Source organism: Lysobacter zhanggongensis, from assembly GCF_046638635.1.
Taxonomy (GTDB): domain Bacteria; phylum Pseudomonadota; class Gammaproteobacteria; order Xanthomonadales; family Xanthomonadaceae; genus Novilysobacter; species Novilysobacter luteus.
Map to the genome: position 1 here is coordinate 1 of NZ_JBJXHK010000056.1, position 15,078 is coordinate 15,078.

Below are 15,078 nucleotides of genomic sequence, written 5' to 3' on the forward strand. Positions count from 1 at the left end.
TGCGCGCGAGGGGTCATGGATGCGCCAGCCGATGAACACCGCCAGCGTCGCCAGCAGCAGGCCGGCGACGAAGCGGTGCGCGACCCGGTCGGCCGCGATCGCCAGCGACGGACGCTCGGACTGGGCGCGCTCGACCAGCCGGGTGAGCTGCGACAGCCGTGTCCCGCTGCCTGTCCCGGTGACCCGCAGGCGGGCCGGCTGCTCGCGACAGACCGTGCCGGCATACACCGGCGCGCCGATGTCCTTGGCCACCGGGTGCGGCTCGCCGGTCAGCAGTGCTTCCTCGAACCGCGCAGCCACCAGCAGCTCGCCGTCGGCCGGCACCACCTCGCCCACCGCGACGCAGGCGACATCGCCGACCGCCAACGCGGCCAGCGGCACCGACTCGCGGCTGCCGTCGCTTCGCTCGCGCGTGGCGAACGCCGGCCGTGCGCGGCCGAGGGCATCGACCTGCGCGCTGGCGATCCCCCGCGCGCGCTTTTCCAGCATGCGCGCGGCCAGCAGCAGGAACACGAACATCACCGCGGCGTCGTACCAGACATGGTCGCCGCCGCGCATGGTCTCGAACACGCTCGCGCCCCATGCCAGCAGGGTCGAACCGGCGATCAGCAGGTCCATCCCGAGCCGGCGCTGGCGAAGCTCGCGCCAGGCACCCTCGATGAACGGCCAGCCGGCGTAGAACACGACCGGCGTGGAGACCAGGAAGGTGATCCAGCGGAAAAAGTCGCGCGTGGGCAACGGCATGGTGTTGCCGAAGTCCAGGTACAGCGCCTCGGCCAGCATCATCGCCTGCATAGAACCCAGGCCGGCGATGCCGATGCGGATTAGGTCGCGGTTGCGCTCGCGCCGGCGCTCTGCCTCGCGCGCCTGGCCGCCGGCGAGGTAGGGCCGGTAACCCAGGGTGACCAGTTGCCGCAGCACGCCCGAAAGGGCGGTGCCGGCGGGATCCCAGGCCAGCCGGATCCGGCCGGTCACGGCGTTGGCGCTCGCTTCGAGCACGCCGGGCTGGCGTGCGAGCGCGCGGTCTATCAGCCACGCGCAGGCCGCGCAGCGCATGCCGTCGGTCAGCAGGGTGATTTCGCGCCCGCCGTCGACGTCGTGGGCGTGCTCGGCGAGCAACTCATCGCGATCCCAGACCGCCAGGTCCACCGGCTCGGTGCCGACCCGGGTCGCGCGTTCACTGCGCAGGCGGTAGTAGTCGCCCAGGTCGGCATCATCGATCCATTGGGCCGCGGCGGCGCAGCCCTCGCAGCAGAAGCCGCGCGGCTCGCCCTCGAACATGACACGCACCGGAGCGGACGGCAGCTCCTCGCCGCAGTGGTGGCAGAAGCCGTCCGCGATTGCTGTCCTCGTTGCCGGCATACGGGTGCCACCGGCGTCCGCCATCGAATCGGTCAGGGAGACCACCGGACCATCACCTACGGCGCCTGCAGCGCCGGACGCAGGCTCGCGGCCTGCTGGCCACCGGGCAGGCGGCCCTGCAGCCGCCACTGGCCGTCGGCGGGGCCCAGTCGCACGTTCCAGTCGTGGTCGCCGGTGACTTCGGCCTCGACCCGCCAACCGGTGTCGGTCGGCGGCAGTTCGAGCACGCGGTCCTGGCCGGCGAGGGTGGGGTGCAGCAGGTCCAGCCGCAATGGCGCGGACCGCTCGAAGTCGCCGCTGACCGGCAGTACCTCGACGATGCCCAGCTCGGCGTCGATACGCACGATCGCGCTGAGCTTGCGCTCCTGCGCCAGCGCGTCCGGTCCGAGGTCGGCGGTCTGGACCTGGGCGGTGCGGCTCACCTGGTCGGGCACCGCATCGGTGCTGCCATCGCCACTGGCGATGACCACCATGCTGATGCCGCCCACGACGGCCGCGGCCACCAGCGCGATCACCAGCCACACCACCGGCTGCCGCCACGGCGAGGACGGGGCTTCGCCGGTTGGCTCGGTGCGGGGCGTGTTCGGTTCGCGGGTCATCACATGGGTCCGAAAAAGGTGCTGTCGGCGACTTCGCGCACCGAGCCGTCGGTCGACTCGACCACGAAGCCGACTTTGTGGCGGCCGGTCACCGTCGCCGGCGCGGTGAGCTCCACCGGGATCGACAGCACGTCGCCGGCGGCGGCCTCGACCGTGCGCGTGCCACCACGCAGCGTGATCGCCGGGTCGGCCTGCAGTTCGACCGTATACACCTGTGCCGTCTGCGACTTGTTGACGAGCTTGATCGTATAGCCGTTGTCCACGCCGTCCTCGACCACCCGGTACAGCGCATTGCGGTCGCGCAGCACGTCGACGATCAGCGGGCTGCGCGCGGCGATGCCCCAGGCCCAGCCGGCCACCAGCACGAGCAACAGCGCGCCATAGATGAACATGCGCGGACGCAACACCCGGCTCGGCTTGCCGTCGATCGCGTTCTGGGTGGAGTAGCGGATCAGGCCGTGCGGATAGCCCATCTTGTCCATCACGTCGTCGCAGGCGTCGATGCAGGCGCCACAGGCGATGCACTCGTACTGCAGGCCGTTGCGGATGTCGATGCCGACCGGGCATACCTGCACGCACATCGTGCAGTCGATGCAGTCGCCGAGTTCCTCGGGTGCGAACCTGGGCAGCGGGGCGGCCTCGGCACCGGCGTCGAAGGTGATCGTGCCGGCCGCCTGCAGCCGGTTCTGCGCCGCGCTCGGGTGGCGGCTGGCGCGGAACACGTAGTCATAGGCGCTGCGCACGTCCAGCAGGCCGCGCGCCCGCTCCAGCACGCTCGGCAGGCCACGCTTGCGCGGGCCGCGCGGTTCGCCGCGCATCGGGTCATAGGCGATGATCAGCGTGTTGCGGTCGAACATCGCGCTCTGGAAGCGCGCGTACGGGCACATGTACTTGCACACCTGCTCGCGCAGGAAGCCGGCGTTGCCCCAGGTGGCCAACGCGTAGAACAGCACCCAGAAGATCTCCCAGCCATTCCAGTCGAACGGCCACAGCCGCGCGCCGAGCCCGGTGATGGGGGTAAAGAAGCCGACGAAGGTGAAGCCCGTCCACAGCGCGAAGACCAGCCACAGCACGTGCTTGGCACCCTTGCGAAGCACCTTCTCGCGGGTCCACGGGCCGGCGTCGAGCTTCATCCGCTTGGGCCGGTCGCCCTCGGTCCAGCGTTCCATCCACAGGAACACCTCGGTCCAGACCGTCTGCGGGCAGGCATAGCCGCACCACAGCCGTCCGGCCAGCGCGGTCACGAAGAACAGCGTCAGCGCCAGGATGATCAGCAGCACGGCCAGCAGGCTGAAGTCCTGCGGCCAGAAGGTCAGGCCGAAGACGTGGAACTTGCGCGCCGGCAGGTCGAACAGCACCGCCTGGCGCCCGTCCCACTTCAGCCATGGGAACAGGTAGTACATGCCCAGCAGCCAGAACACGGCCACCTTGCGCAGCCGGTCGAAGCGGCCGGACACGTCGCGGGGGTAGACCTTGCGTTCGCTGACGTAAAGCGAGTCGCCGCCGGGGGTGTCGCTTTGACCCAGCAGCTCGATGTCGATCTTCTTGCTCACCGCGGGGGGATTACTCCAGTGGCAATGATTTGTTGAAACGGCTCGCCGGGCGCAGCAGCAACCAGGTGAACAGGCTGGCCGACGCGGTCGCCAGCCAGAACATGAAGAAGCCGATCGTGTAGCCCATCGAACGGGTGATCGCGACTTCCGGGAAGGTCATGTCACGCAGTGCCAGCGGGTCGACGAAGGCGAAGAACACCATCGTCGCCACGCCGGCGGCGAAGAAGCTCGGCCACAGGATCGCGCCAAGCCGCTGCGCCATCGGGCGCGGCGGATGGTCGAACGGCGGTGGCACGTGGACACTCAACGGGCAGGCTCCGCCGCCGCGGCGCTGGTCGCCGGGCTGCCGCCGGCGCCGGCCGGGTTGGACAGCGACCAGACGTAGGCCGCCACCAGCCGTGCGCGAGTCTCGCCCAGCAGCTCGCGGTGGGCCGGCATGACGCCGTGGCGGCCGTTGGCGATGGTCTCGTGCAGGCTGGCCTTGCTGCTGCCGTACATCCAGTACGCATCGGTCAGGTCCGGCGCGCCCATCGCCTGGTTGCCCTTGCCGTCGACCCCGTGGCAGGCGACGCAGACGCCGTCGTACAGCGTCTTGCCGCGCGCGGCCATGTAGTCGTTGCCGAGCGACTGGCCCGGGCGTGCAAGGGTGCGGACATAGGCGATGACGTAGTCGATCGCGTGCTCGCCGCCCATGCCGGTCAACACCGTGCCCCACTCGGGCATGATGCCGTCGCGACCATCGAGCACCGTCTGCAGGACCTGCTCGGGCTCGCCGCCCCAGTGCCAGATGTCGTCGGCCAGGTTGGGGTAGCCGATCGCGCCCTGCGCCGAGGAGCCATGGCAGGTGGCGCAGGTGTTGGAGAAGATCGAGCGGCCCAGCTGCAATGCGGTCTCGTCGGCCGCCAGGGCCGGCAGCGACGCGTTGCGGTAGGGCGCGAACGTCTCTTCCAGGCGTGCGTCGGCGGCGGCCTTGTCGAGCGCGTGTTCGCGCGCCGAACTCCAGTCGCTGGTACCCGGGATCGTGCCCAGGCCGCCGTACCAGACCAGGTAGCCGATGCCGAACGCGATCGCGATGTAGAAGCCGTTGATCCACCAGCGCGGCATCGGCTTGTTGTATTCGGTGATGTTCTCGTCCCAGTAGTGGCTGGTCTCCTCGGGCTTGGGATCGCCCGGGCGGCGCTTGGCCGTCCACCACAGCAGCCAGGCCACGCCAAGGATGTTGAGCGCCGCCAGCGCGGCGACGAACCAGTTCCATCCCATGCTCATGCGCGCGACTCCCGCTCACCCGCGTCCGGCGCGTCGTCCAGCGCCAGCCGCGCAGTCTCCTCGAAGCTCTGCTTGTGGCGCGGCTGCCAGGCCCAGGCCCAGATGGCCACGAACAGCAGCGTCAGTACGATCGTGATGATTCCCGACAACATGGTTCAGCCCCCGCGCGGTGCGTGCTTGCCGAGCGCCTGCAGGTAGGCGACCACGGCATCGAGTTCGGTCTTGCCGGCGACATCGCCGGCGGCGCTGGCGATTTCCTCGTCCGAGTACGGATCGCCCAGGCGCTGCAGCGCCTTCATGCTCACGGTGACCTGCGCCGCGTCGACCGCGGTTTCCTGCAGCCACGGGAAGGCCGGCATGTTGGACTCCGGGACGACCGCGCGCGGGTCGACCAGGTGGACCCGGTGCCAGTCGTCGGAATAGCGGCCGCCCACGCGGGCCAGGTCAGGCCCGGTGCGCTTGGAACCCCACTGGAACGGCCGGTCGTAGACCGACTCGCCGGCGAGCGAATAGTGGCCGTAACGCTCGGTTTCGAAGCGCAGGGTGCGGACCATCTGCGAATGGCAGTTGTAGCAGCCCTCGCGTACGTAGATGTCGCGCCCGGCAAGCTCCAGCGCCGGGTACGGCTTGACGCCCGGCAGCGGCTTGATCGCCTCGGCCTGGTACATCAGCGGGACGATCTCCGCCAGGCCGCCCAGCGATACCGCCACCGCGACCAGGACGGCCATCAGGCCGATGTTCTTCTCGATTTTTTCGTGTCCGAATGCCATCTGTCTTTCCTCAGGCCCGCGCCGACTCGGGGTGCGGTGCCAGCACCGGATTCAGCACCGGCTCCTTGGCCGACTGCCACGTGCGGTACAGGTTCCACGCCATCAGGCACATGCCGGCGACGATCATCAGCCCGCCGAGCAGGCGGCCCAGGTAGTACGGGTAGGTCGCGACCAGCGACTCGACGAAGCTGTAGGTCAGCGTGCCGTCGGCGTTGGTGGCACGCCACATCAGGCCCTGGGTGATGCCGGCGATCCACATCGAGACGATGTAGAACACCACGCCCAGTGTGTGGACCCAGAAGTGCGCGTCGATCCACTTGGTCGAGAACATCTTCTCCACGCCGACCAGCCGCGGGTACAGCGAATAGATCGAGCCGACGGTGATCATCGCCACCCAGCCCAGGGTGCCGGCGTGCACGTGGCCGACGGTCCAGTCGGTGTAGTGGCTCAGCGAGTTGACCGTCTTGATCGACAGCAGCGGGCCTTCGAAGGTCGCGATCATGTAGAAGCTGATCGCCACGATCAGGAACTTCAGGATCGGGTCGGTGCGCAGCTTGTGCCACACGCCCGAGAGCGTGAGGATGCCGTTCATCGCGCCACCCCAGGACGGCGCCAGCAGGATCACCGAGAAGACCATGCCGACCGACTGCGCCCAGTCCGGCAGCGCGGTGTAGTGCAGGTGGTGCGGGCCGGCCCACATGTAGATGGAGATCAGCGCCCAGAAGTGCACGATCGACAGGCGGTACGAGTAGATCGGCCGCTGCGCCTGCTTGGGCACGAAGTAGTACATCATCGCCAGGAAGCCGACGGTCAGCAGGAACGCCACCGCGTTGTGGCCGTACCACCACTGCGCCATCGCATCGACCGCGCCGCTGTAGACCGGGTAGGACTTCCACATGCCGGCCGGGATGGCCAGGTTGTTGACGATGTGCAGCAGGCCGACGCCGATGATGAAGGCGCCGTAGAACCAGTTAGCGACATAGATGTGCTTCACCTTGCGCTTGGTCACGGTGCCGAAGAACAGCCAGCCGTAGGCGACCCAGACGATCGCGATCAGGATGTCGAGCGGCCACTCCAGCTCGGCGTATTCCTTGCCCTGGGTCAGGCCCATCGGCAGGGTGATCAGCGCGCCGACCATCGCTGCCTGCCAGCCCCAGAACACGAACGCCGACAGGCGGTCCGAGATGAGGCGCGCATGGCAGGTGCGCTGCACCACGTACAGGCTGGTGCCGATCAGGGCGGTGCCGCCGAAGCCGAAGATCACGCCGTTGGTGTGCAGCGGCCGCAGCCGGCCGTAGCTGAGCCACGCGGTGTCGAAGTTCAGCGCCGGCCAGTACAGCTGGGCCGCGATGAGCACCCCGACCAGCATTCCGGCAATGCCCCAGAACATGGTCGCCACCATGAACTGGTGGACCACCTTGTCGTTGTAGAAGGCATGCGCGGCATCGCGCACGTGGTTGCCCGCGACGGTGGGTGCCGACGCACCGACCTTCGTGGCGCTTTCAAACGCAGTCATGGGAGGGCCTTGGTTTTACGGTCGAGGATATTTTCGCGGCCGCCATCGCCCGCCGGCTTGATCCAGATCAATTCACCGGGAGCGGAGGGGGTGGCGGACAGGTTTGGAGTCCATGGTAAGCAAAGTCAGGCACCGACGCCGTGCGCGTCGATCACGCCCGTGAAGATCCCGGCCGCGACCAGCCCGACCAGCACGATCGAAAGCACGATGCGCCGGGTCAGCGCGTTGACCGTGCGCTTGCTGCGGCCGGTGTCGACCAGCATGTAGTACAGCCCGGCGCCCAGGTTGTAGACGATCAGGCCGAGGAATCCGAGGATCAACAGCGTCTTCATCGCGCCGCCTCGCCCGCGGCCAGCGCGGCAGGGCGCGCGGCGGCCGCGTGCACGCGCAGCCAGCGCCAGCGCACCACCATCGCGAGCGTCATCACGCCCAGAAACACCCCGTACGACACCGTGGTGGCCAGGACCTGCTGCCACATGTGGTGCTGGGGGTCGGCGGTGTCGATGCTCCAGTACATGCCCAGCGCCGATAGCGACGTGGCCAGCACCAGACTGGCGGTATCGAACGCCTTGCGGGCAAAGGTGCGCGGCTGGCGGGGAAACAGCCAGAACAGCACGGCCAGGATGGCGTACCAGGGAATGAACAGGATGAGTGCGAGGTTCAGTTCGACCAGCGGGTTCATCGGCGGGCGGGTGATCCATTGGGGCGACTGGCAGGATAGGACGACCGGATCAGCCGGCCTAGACTCAGAAATCCGTCAGAAAACCATATCAGTTGGGACCGTTCAGGCGCGTCCGACGCACCCATGAAGCGCTACGAAGCCCTTGCCCAGGAAGTGGCTGAATCGATCCGGCGCCGCCTGCTCAAGCCCGGCGACCGGTTGCCGTCGGTCCGCCAGGCCAGCGCGGCGCGCGGTGTCAGCCCCTCGACCGTGTTCCAGGCCTATTACCTGCTGGAGGCCCGGGGCCTGGTCGAGTCGCGCCCGCGCTCGGGCTATTACGTCACCCGCGCGGCCGGCGCCCAGCCGCCCGAGCCCGAGCAGGCCTCGCGCCCGGACGGCGAGTCGCGCAGCGTCGATGTCAGCGACCTGGTGTTCGAGGTCATGCAGGCCTCGATGTCGCGCGAGGTGGTGCCGCTGGGATCGGCGTTCCCCAGCCCGTTGCTGTTCCCGCTCGACCGCCTCGGCCGCGCGCTGGCCGCCACCGCGCCGCAGCTGGATCCCTGGAGCACGGTCGACGACCTCACGCCGGGCAACGCCGGCCTGCGTCGTCAGATCGCGTTGCGCNGTTCCCCAGCCCGTTGCTGTTCCCGCTCGACCGCCTCGGCCGCGCGCTGGCCGCCACCGCGCCGCAGCTGGATCCCTGGAGCACGGTCGACGACCTCACGCCGGGCAACGCCGGCCTGCGTCGTCAGATCGCGTTGCGCTACCTGCTGGGCGGGATGCAGGTCGATGCGGATGCGATCGTCGTCACCAACGGCGCGCTGGAAGCGCTGAACCTGGCGATCGGCGTTGTCACCGCGCCCGGCGACGCCGTGCTGGTGGAGTCGCCGTGCTTCTATGCGGCGCTACAGATCCTGCAGCGGCGCAACCTGCGCGCGATCGAGGTGCCCACCCATCCGCGCGAGGGCATCGACCTGGATGCCGTCGAGGCGGCCATTGCGCGCCACGCGCCCAGGGCCTGCTGGGTGATGGGCACCTTCCAGAACCCGCTGGGGGCCAGCATGCCGCCCGAGCGCAAGCGCGCGCTGGTCGAACTGTTGGCCCGCCATGCGATCCCGCTGATCGAGGACGACGTGTACGCCGAGCTGTATTTCGGCAGTGAGCGGCCGGTGCCGGCCAAGGCGTTCGACCGCGAGGGATTGGTGATGCACTGCTCGTCGTTTTCCAAGTGCCTGGCCCCGGGGCACCGCATCGGCTGGGTCGCCGGCGGGCGGTTCGCCGGGCGGATCGCGCGGCACAAGCTCACCACCACCCTCAACACCAACGTGCCTTCGCAGATGGCGATCGCCCATTACCTGGAGCGCGGCGGGTTCGACCGCCACCTGCGGCGCCTGCGCAGGACGCTAGCGGCGCAGCAGGCCGAATACCTGGCCGCCGTCGGTCGGTACTTCCCGAGCGGCACCCGGGTGACGCGGCCGGCAGGGGGGTATTTCCTGTGGCTGGAACTCCCGGCCGGGACCGACGCGCTGGCGATCCAGCGTCAGGCCGCCGCGCAGGGCATCAGCGTCGCGCCCGGTCCGATGTTCTCGGCCAGCCGCGGCTTCGGCCATTGCCTGCGGCTCAACTGCGGCCATCCCCTGGATGCGCGCACGCAGGCGGCGCTTGCAACGCTGGGGAGATTGGCCACCGCGCACGCCGGCTGAATGCGCGCGACCGGCATGTTGGGTCGTCACGACGCCTCTTATACGGCCGGGTAACGCGTTACCGCCGAAGATGCGGGCCAAGGCCCGGCGATGCGGTATCCGCATATCCCCGGTCGCCGCACCCTCGTCCGAGGGCGGCGTCCGCGGTCGAAGCGCCCGCCCCGCAAGCCCACCTTCCGGTGCGGCATGACGCGAGGACCTCCGTTGCCAGGCCGCCTGCCCATCCCCCAAAGGAGAGGCCCATGAGCACATCCCAGCAACCCCCCTCGCCATCCACGCGACAACCCCAAGGCGTCAACACGCCGGGTGCCGCAGGCGCCCCGTCCGGTACCGCGCATGCGGGCGACAGCGACCTCAAGCACTCCGCACACGAGCTTGGCGAGCAGGCCAAGGCGGAAGGCAAGGTACGCGTCGCCGAAGCGCGACGCACTGCCGCAGACAAGGTCGACACGCTGGCCGACAGCACCCAGGCGGCCGCCGCGCGGCTCCAGCAGGACGACATCGGCCATCTGTCCGAGTACGTCGCCAGCCTGGCCGACAGCATGACCCGCCTGTCGACCTCCCTGCGGGAAAAGAGCGGCGACGAAGTCCTGCGCGACGTCGGCCGGCTCGCCCGCGACAACCCGGCGCTGTTCGTGACCGGCGGCGTCGCCATTGGTTTCGGCCTCGCGCGCTTCGCGCGGGCCTCCGAGAAGCGGCGTGCGCGGCAGGACACCGAGGACGTGTACTCGGCCCACGATTATCCGGTCCCGGTTGACGACACGGCCAACCGGTCACGCCAGGCGACCAGTGCCAGCGGCACGACCTACACCAGCGCCCCGGGCGCGACGGAAGCCCGCGGCACGTCGGGTGCCAGCGACCGCCAGGCCCGTCCCGAAGGCACGAGAGGAGGAATCCACTGATGAGTGCGCAACCCAACCCCACCGGGACATCCGGAACCTACACGGGCGCTTCCACGGACGCCCCACATATCGAACCCTCCGTCGGCACCCTGCTGAAGCAGCTCATGCGTGAGGTGCCGGCGCTGCTCACCAACGAGATCGCGCTGGCCAAGAGCGAGATGCGCGAGAACATGCAGCAGACCAAGGCCGGCATGGCATCGGTCGCCACCGGCGGCGCGGTTCTGATGGGTGGCTTCGTCATGTTGCTGCTGGCCGGCGTTTATGCGCTCAGCAACGTGGTTGCACCCTGGCTGGCGGCACTGATCGTCGGCGCGGTGGCGACCCTGATCGGCTTCGCGATGGTGCAGGCCGGCAAGAAAAAGCTGCAGAGCGAGTCGTTGCGGCCGGACCGCACGATCGGTTCGCTTCGCCGGGACAAGGACACCATCCGCGGGAGGACCCCATGAACACCGCAGACACGGTCCGGGCGCAGTCCCGGAAGGACCCCGCCCAGCTGGAGCACGAGATCGACCAGCAGCGCGACCATATCGGCGAGCTCATCCACGCGCTGGAGAACCGGCTGTCGCCGGGCGAGTTGTTCGAGCGCGTGCTCGGAAACGGCCATGGCCGCGAGTTCGCCAGCAACCTGGCCCGGACGGTAAAGGACAACCCGATGCCGACGCTGCTCACGGTCGCCGGCCTCACGTGGCTCTACGCGGGCAGCCACGACGGCGCCGCCGACCCCAACGCCTCGGACAAGCCTGGCGTCGGCGAGCGCGTGGGTCAGGCCCGCGAGCAGGTTTCCGGCAAGATGCATTCGGCCAAGCAGCGTGTCGGCGAATCGGCCCACCATGCGATGGACTCGGCACGCTCGCGCGCCCGCCGTAGCAAGCAGGGCTTCGAGCACATGCTCGACGACAACCCGATGGCGATCGGCGCGATGGCGATTGCGGCCGGGGCGTTGCTCGGCGCGATGCTCCCGCCTACGCGCAAGGAGGACGAATTGCTCGGGCCGGTGCGCGACCGGTTTGCCGATGACGCCAAGCATGCCGCCCGGAGCGGTTATGACGCCGTGGCCGAGACCGGTCGCGAAGTGACCGCGGGCGAGCACGACCACGACACGGCGGGGGTGCGTTCGACATCCACCGCATCGACGACGTCCACGTCACCGTCGGCGCAACCGGGTCTCTAGCCGGGGAGCCTGCGATTACCCGGACGCCACGCCGTGGCGTCCCGGGGTTTGCATGCTGTGTCGGCGCCGCAGAGCGACCGCGCTACCGCAGCGCCTGCTTCACCGCGACTACGAACTCCGGATCCGGCCGGGTGCCCATCTGCTCGGTCCGCGCGAGAATGCGGCCTTCGGCGTCGACCAGTACCAGCGCGCTGGTGTGGTTGAACTCGCCGTCGGCCAGCGCACGGTAGCGGATACCGAGCACACCGGCCACGCCGCGCACGTCATCGGCCTTGGGGCTGGCGAGGGTCCAGCGGGCGGTATCGAGCTTGCGCTGGTCCGCCACCTTCTTCAGCGCGGCGGGATCGTCGCGCGCAGGGTCCATGCTGATCAGCACGATGCCCAACCGGTTAAGTTCGGCCGGGGTCAGCTGCTTTTCGATCGCCTTGCCGCTGTCGACAATCAACGGGCAGATGTACTGGCACGACGTGTAGAACATCGCCACCAGCCTCGGCTTGCCGCGCAGGGTCTTCCAGCCGTAGGTGCCGCCGGCCTGGTCGGTCAGCTGCACCGGCAGCTGGTAGATCGAGTCGCGCGGCGGCGGCGTATCGGCGGCCGACACGGGGAGGCCCGCCACCAGCATGGTGCAGGCGGCGAGGAGGACGATCAGCAGGCGGTTCATGGCAAATCCCTGGCGCAACGGAAGCCGAGGTTGGCGGTCGTGTCGGGGGCGTTGAGCGATGACAGCATCGCCACCCGCATCAGCACCGCATAGTTGTCGCGGTCGTCCATCGACAGCGCGCCGGCGCCGCAGAAGCGGGCGTTGTCCGGGTCACCCTGGTTGCGGTTGTCGGCGTCGACCAGCAGCGAGGAGAAATCGTCTGTCCATTCCCACACGAGACCGTGCAGGTCCTGCACGCCGTACACGTTGGGCGTCTGCAGGCCGGCACGGGGCAGGGCGCTGTTGGAGGGGCGCGAGTACCAGGCCAGGATGCGTTCGCGCCACACCGGGTCCTTGCGCGCGTCACGACGGGTTTCGTCGGCGGCGGCCGCGTACTCCCATTCGTTCCACGTCGGCAGCCGTGCGCCCTGGGCCTCGCAATAGGCCGAGGCGGCGAACCAGCTGACCTGGACCACCGGCTGCGCCGGGTTGGCCTGCCCGAGGTCGGTCGGCCCCGCCCAATGCGACAGGTACCGCGGCTCGGCCATTACGGTCGCCACGCGGCCGCGCTGCCACTGTGGATTGGACTTCACGAACGCCAGGAACTCGCCGTTGGTCACCGGTCGCTTCATCAGCGCGAAGGGCGCGACGTCGACGTTGCCGACGACGTCCTCGTAGTTGAGCGTGCTGCGGAAGCTGCCGCCCGGAACGGTGGCGTAGTCCCCACCGCCGGCGACCAGGCCGGCGGTGGGGGTTGCGAGCAGCAGCGCGGAGGCGAGCGCGGTTGCCAGCATCCGGGTCACGTCAGTGACCGGCGGACGCGTTGGCCGGCTTGACCTTGCGGATCGCGGCCGCCTCGTCCTTGGTCACGCGGCCACCCGGGTTGCCCCAGCTGTTGAGCACGTAGGTCGAGATGTTGGCGACCTCGTCGTCGGTCAACTGGCTCATCGGCGGCATGATCGAGTTGTAGTCGGTGCCGTTGACCGTCACCGGGCCTTCCAGGCCGTGCAGGATCACGCGCGGCAGCGCGCTCGGATCCTTGGCGATGTAGTCGGAGTTCGCCAGCGGCGGGAACACGCCTTCCATGCCCGCGCCGTTGGCCTGGTGGCAGGTGGAGCAGGTGCCCAGGAACAGCGCCTCGCCGGCCTTGACCTGCTGCTCGACCGTCAGGTCGCCGGTGCTGGCCGATTCGGCCGCCACCGTCACCGCTTCCATGTTGGCCTGCGCACGGTCGCCGATATAGACCGCGTCGACTTCAAGGCCGGAGTAGATCTCCTTGTTCTCCGGGCCACTGGCCTGGAGGATGCCCAGCGCGCCCTTGTTGAAGGCGCGGAACAGGCTGTGGTCGACCAGCACGTAGCTGCCCGGCACTTCCATGTGGAACTCCATCATCGCCGCACCGCCCGAGGGGATCAGCGTGGTCTGCACGTTCTCCTGGTACTTGGTGCCGCCTTCGTACCAGACCTTGTCGAAGATCTCGCCGATCACGTGGAAGCTCGACACCAGGTTGGGGCCGCCGTTGCCGACGTACAGGCGCACGTTCTCGCCGGTGTTGGCGGTCAGCACCTTGTCACCGGTCAGCGAGCCTTCCGAGCCGTTGAACAGCACGTAGGTCGGGTGCTCGTCGATCGCCTTCTCCATGTCGAAGCCCTGCAGGCCCTTCTCCCGGTACTTGCCGGTGGTGTAGAAGTCGCCCTGCATGACGTAGTACTCCTTGTCGACCGGCGGCAGGCCTTCCGGCGGCTCGACCAGGATCAGGCCGTACATGCCGTTGGCCACGTGCATGCCGACCGGCGCGGTCGCGCAGTGGTAGACGTACAGGCCGGCGTTGAGCGCCTTGAAGGTGAAGCGGGTGACGTGGCCCGGCGCGGTGAAGCTTGAGGTGGCGCCGCCGCCGGGGCCGGTCACGCCGTGCAGGTCGATGTTGTGGGGCATCTTGCTGTCGGGCATGTTGCGCAGGTGGAATTCCACCGTGTCGCCCTGGCGCACGCGGATGAAGCTGCCGGGCACGGTGCCGCCGAAGGTCCAGAAGGTGTAGTCCACGCCTTCGGAGATCGGCATGACCTTCTCGACCACGTCGAGCGAGACCACCACCTTGGCCGGGTAGTCGCGGCCGGTCGCAGGCGGCACCAGCGGCGGGCTGGTCAGCACCGCGTCGATCGGCTTGCCCTGCGGCGGGCCGAAGTCGCCCTTGCGCGAGCCGCCGGTTTCACCTTCGCTGGCATTGGCGCGCGGGGTGTCGGTGTCGGCGGCGTTGCTGGCGTTGTCGCGATCGCAACCGGCAAGCAGCAGGCCGGCCATGGCCAGTACGGCGGCCAGGTAGCGTGTGGGACGGGTCATGCGCACTTCCCCTTTTTTGGATGGCTTGGCCGATGCCCCGGCCAAGTTTGCAGAGTGCCGCATTGCGGCTGCGCGGTACTGATCCGGATCAAAAAACGCGGATGCGGCCGCGGGCGATGCCCGTCGATCATGTACAGCGCGCGGTCAGTATCGGGTGAACCCGGCCCGAGCACCATCCGCGGGCGGCCAGCCCTCCGTCCCTTGACCCACGTCAATGCCGACGAACCCGACAGGGCGCCTGATGGCGTTGTCTGGAACCGAGGGTGCGACATGAGCAGCGACTTCGAGATCGGTGATTTCGAGCTGGCCCAGCCGGCGATGTTCGAGGCCATGCATGCGGCCGGCATTCCGACCAGTCTGCTGGCCGGACAGGCCGAGGCGCGCCAGTGCGCCCAGGCCGTTGAACGGGAACGGCGCGAACAGGCAATCGACGCCGCGCTGGATGACAGCTTCCCGGCCAGTGACCCACCCGGTTGGACCCTGGGGCGCGCGCGCCGGTGAGTGTTGCGGCGGGTGTTGCGCTGGCCGAGCTGCGCCGCGCGATCGACCTGGTGGATGGCGGCGCGCTGGCGCTGCTGGCCGTGCGTGGCCGTCT

General features: G+C 69.0%; 18 protein-coding genes and 1 pseudogene. 6 read left to right on the plus strand and 13 right to left on the minus strand.

All coding sequences use genetic code 11. From position 1 onward, the window contains the following. The 10 genes from ACKVMH_RS09870 to ACKVMH_RS09915 form a co-directional block, all read right to left on the minus strand. Positions 1–1,407 (minus strand): heavy metal translocating P-type ATPase (locus ACKVMH_RS09870; protein WP_412700151.1); only part of this gene is annotated, 1,407 nt, incomplete at its 3' end. A gap of 11 nt (positions 1,408–1,418) precedes the next feature. Beyond that, positions 1,419–1,961 carry a FixH family protein gene (locus ACKVMH_RS09875; protein ID WP_412700152.1) on the minus strand — a complete coding sequence of 181 codons (543 nt, stop codon included), beginning with the start codon at positions 1,959–1,961 and terminating at the stop codon, positions 1,419–1,421. Beyond that, complete coding sequence (locus ACKVMH_RS09880) at positions 1,961–3,514, minus strand: 4Fe-4S dicluster domain-containing protein (protein WP_412700153.1); 1,554 nt, start codon at positions 3,512–3,514, stop codon at positions 1,961–1,963. The genes ACKVMH_RS09875 and ACKVMH_RS09880 overlap by 1 nt, the downstream gene beginning before the upstream one ends. A gap of 10 nt (positions 3,515–3,524) precedes the next feature. Then, positions 3,525–3,776: a hypothetical protein gene (locus ACKVMH_RS09885; protein WP_215220247.1), complete on the minus strand. Its 252-nt coding sequence runs from the start codon at positions 3,774–3,776 to the stop codon at positions 3,525–3,527. Positions 3,777–3,817: 41 nt separating this feature from the next. Next, entirely contained in the window at positions 3,818–4,780 is a 963-nt protein-coding gene (ccoP, locus tag ACKVMH_RS09890; RefSeq protein WP_215219458.1) for a cytochrome-c oxidase, cbb3-type subunit III, read from the minus strand. Further along, positions 4,777–4,932 (minus strand): cbb3-type cytochrome oxidase subunit 3, encoded by a 156-nt coding sequence (locus tag ACKVMH_RS09895; protein WP_215219459.1) that lies wholly within the window; start codon positions 4,930–4,932, stop codon positions 4,777–4,779. Before ACKVMH_RS09895 ends, ccoP begins: the two co-directional genes overlap by 4 nt. A 3-nt stretch (positions 4,933–4,935) precedes the next feature. Beyond that, complete coding sequence (gene ccoO / locus ACKVMH_RS09900) at positions 4,936–5,550, minus strand: cytochrome-c oxidase, cbb3-type subunit II (RefSeq protein WP_215219460.1); 615 nt, start codon at positions 5,548–5,550, stop codon at positions 4,936–4,938. Positions 5,551–5,560: 10 nt separating this feature from the next. After that, a complete protein-coding gene (gene ccoN / locus ACKVMH_RS09905) occupies positions 5,561–7,066 on the minus strand; it encodes a cytochrome-c oxidase, cbb3-type subunit I (protein WP_412700154.1) in 1,506 nt (501 codons plus the stop codon). A gap of 125 nt (positions 7,067–7,191) precedes the next feature. Beyond that, on the minus strand, positions 7,192–7,398 hold the full coding sequence (locus tag ACKVMH_RS09910) for a twin transmembrane helix small protein (RefSeq protein ID WP_412700155.1): 207 nt from the start codon (positions 7,396–7,398) through the stop codon (positions 7,192–7,194). Beyond that, positions 7,395–7,748, minus strand: coding sequence for a hypothetical protein (locus ACKVMH_RS09915; RefSeq protein ID WP_215219463.1), 354 nt, complete (start codon positions 7,746–7,748; stop codon positions 7,395–7,397). The genes ACKVMH_RS09910 and ACKVMH_RS09915 overlap by 4 nt, the downstream gene beginning before the upstream one ends. Positions 7,749–7,871: 123 nt before the next feature. Here ACKVMH_RS09915 and ACKVMH_RS13660 point away from each other — a divergent pair. The 5 genes and pseudogenes from ACKVMH_RS13660 to ACKVMH_RS09940 all read left to right on the plus strand — a co-directional run. Beyond that, positions 7,872–8,009, plus strand: a pseudogene (locus tag ACKVMH_RS13660) (GntR family transcriptional regulator); the annotation flags it as partial. 356 nt (positions 8,010–8,365) lie between these two features. Continuing rightward, positions 8,366–9,430 (plus strand): aminotransferase-like domain-containing protein, encoded by a 1,065-nt coding sequence (locus ACKVMH_RS09925; RefSeq protein ID WP_459167109.1) that lies wholly within the window; start codon positions 8,366–8,368, stop codon positions 9,428–9,430. A gap of 242 nt (positions 9,431–9,672) precedes the next feature. Continuing rightward, positions 9,673–10,332 carry a hypothetical protein gene (locus ACKVMH_RS09930; RefSeq protein WP_412700157.1) on the plus strand — a complete coding sequence of 220 codons (660 nt, stop codon included), beginning with the start codon at positions 9,673–9,675 and terminating at the stop codon, positions 10,330–10,332. Continuing rightward, on the plus strand, positions 10,332–10,778 hold the full coding sequence (locus tag ACKVMH_RS09935) for a phage holin family protein (RefSeq protein ID WP_412700158.1): 447 nt from the start codon (positions 10,332–10,334) through the stop codon (positions 10,776–10,778). Before ACKVMH_RS09930 ends, ACKVMH_RS09935 begins: the two co-directional genes overlap by 1 nt. Continuing rightward, positions 10,775–11,503 (plus strand): DUF3618 domain-containing protein, encoded by a 729-nt coding sequence (locus ACKVMH_RS09940; protein ID WP_412700159.1) that lies wholly within the window; start codon positions 10,775–10,777, stop codon positions 11,501–11,503. The genes ACKVMH_RS09935 and ACKVMH_RS09940 overlap by 4 nt, the downstream gene beginning before the upstream one ends. A gap of 82 nt (positions 11,504–11,585) precedes the next feature. On the opposite strand, the gene ACKVMH_RS09945 is transcribed toward ACKVMH_RS09940, so the two are convergent. From ACKVMH_RS09945 to nirK, 3 genes are read right to left on the minus strand one after another with little or no spacing between them, the layout of a single operon-like run. Then, positions 11,586–12,164, minus strand: a complete 579-nt coding sequence (locus ACKVMH_RS09945) for an SCO family protein (RefSeq protein WP_412700160.1) — start codon at positions 12,162–12,164, stop codon at positions 11,586–11,588. Further along, the gene (locus ACKVMH_RS09950; RefSeq protein ID WP_215220248.1) at positions 12,161–12,937 is read right to left on the minus strand and encodes a formylglycine-generating enzyme family protein; all 777 of its coding nucleotides are present in this window, start codon (positions 12,935–12,937) and stop codon (positions 12,161–12,163) included. Before ACKVMH_RS09950 ends, ACKVMH_RS09945 begins: the two co-directional genes overlap by 4 nt. Before the next feature lie 10 nt (positions 12,938–12,947). Beyond that, entirely contained in the window at positions 12,948–14,483 is a 1,536-nt protein-coding gene (gene nirK / locus ACKVMH_RS09955; RefSeq protein WP_412700161.1) for a copper-containing nitrite reductase, read from the minus strand. Positions 14,484–14,753: 270 nt separating this feature from the next. Between nirK and ACKVMH_RS09960 the strand changes: the two genes are divergently transcribed. Then, a complete protein-coding gene (locus ACKVMH_RS09960) occupies positions 14,754–14,984 on the plus strand; it encodes a hypothetical protein (protein WP_215219470.1) in 231 nt (76 codons plus the stop codon). Positions 14,985–15,078 lie beyond the last annotated feature (94 nt).

Coding starts and splice junctions, on each gene's coding strand:
- ACKVMH_RS09910 (WP_412700155.1), bottom strand. CDS start 7,398: ATGAAGACGCTGTTGATCCTCGGATTCCTCGGCCTGATCGTCTACAAC.
- ACKVMH_RS09930 (WP_412700157.1), top strand. CDS start 9,673: ATGAGCACATCCCAGCAACCCCCCTCGCCATCCACGCGACAACCCCAA.
- ACKVMH_RS09940 (WP_412700159.1), top strand. CDS start 10,775: ATGAACACCGCAGACACGGTCCGGGCGCAGTCCCGGAAGGACCCCGCC.
- nirK (WP_412700161.1), bottom strand. CDS start 14,483: ATGACCCGTCCCACACGCTACCTGGCCGCCGTACTGGCCATGGCCGGC.
- ACKVMH_RS09875 (WP_412700152.1), bottom strand. CDS start 1,961: ATGACCCGCGAACCGAACACGCCCCGCACCGAGCCAACCGGCGAAGCC.
- ACKVMH_RS09915 (WP_215219463.1), bottom strand. CDS start 7,748: ATGAACCCGCTGGTCGAACTGAACCTCGCACTCATCCTGTTCATTCCC.
- ACKVMH_RS09950 (WP_215220248.1), bottom strand. CDS start 12,937: ATGCTGGCAACCGCGCTCGCCTCCGCGCTGCTGCTCGCAACCCCCACC.
- ACKVMH_RS09895 (WP_215219459.1), bottom strand. CDS start 4,932: ATGTTGTCGGGAATCATCACGATCGTACTGACGCTGCTGTTCGTGGCC.
- ccoN (WP_412700154.1), bottom strand. CDS start 7,066: ATGACTGCGTTTGAAAGCGCCACGAAGGTCGGTGCGTCGGCACCCACC.
- ccoP (WP_215219458.1), bottom strand. CDS start 4,780: ATGAGCATGGGATGGAACTGGTTCGTCGCCGCGCTGGCGGCGCTCAAC.
- ACKVMH_RS09960 (WP_215219470.1), top strand. CDS start 14,754: ATGAGCAGCGACTTCGAGATCGGTGATTTCGAGCTGGCCCAGCCGGCG.
- ccoO (WP_215219460.1), bottom strand. CDS start 5,550: ATGGCATTCGGACACGAAAAAATCGAGAAGAACATCGGCCTGATGGCC.
- ACKVMH_RS09885 (WP_215220247.1), bottom strand. CDS start 3,776: ATGGCGCAGCGGCTTGGCGCGATCCTGTGGCCGAGCTTCTTCGCCGCC.
- ACKVMH_RS09945 (WP_412700160.1), bottom strand. CDS start 12,164: ATGAACCGCCTGCTGATCGTCCTCCTCGCCGCCTGCACCATGCTGGTG.
- ACKVMH_RS09935 (WP_412700158.1), top strand. CDS start 10,332: ATGAGTGCGCAACCCAACCCCACCGGGACATCCGGAACCTACACGGGC.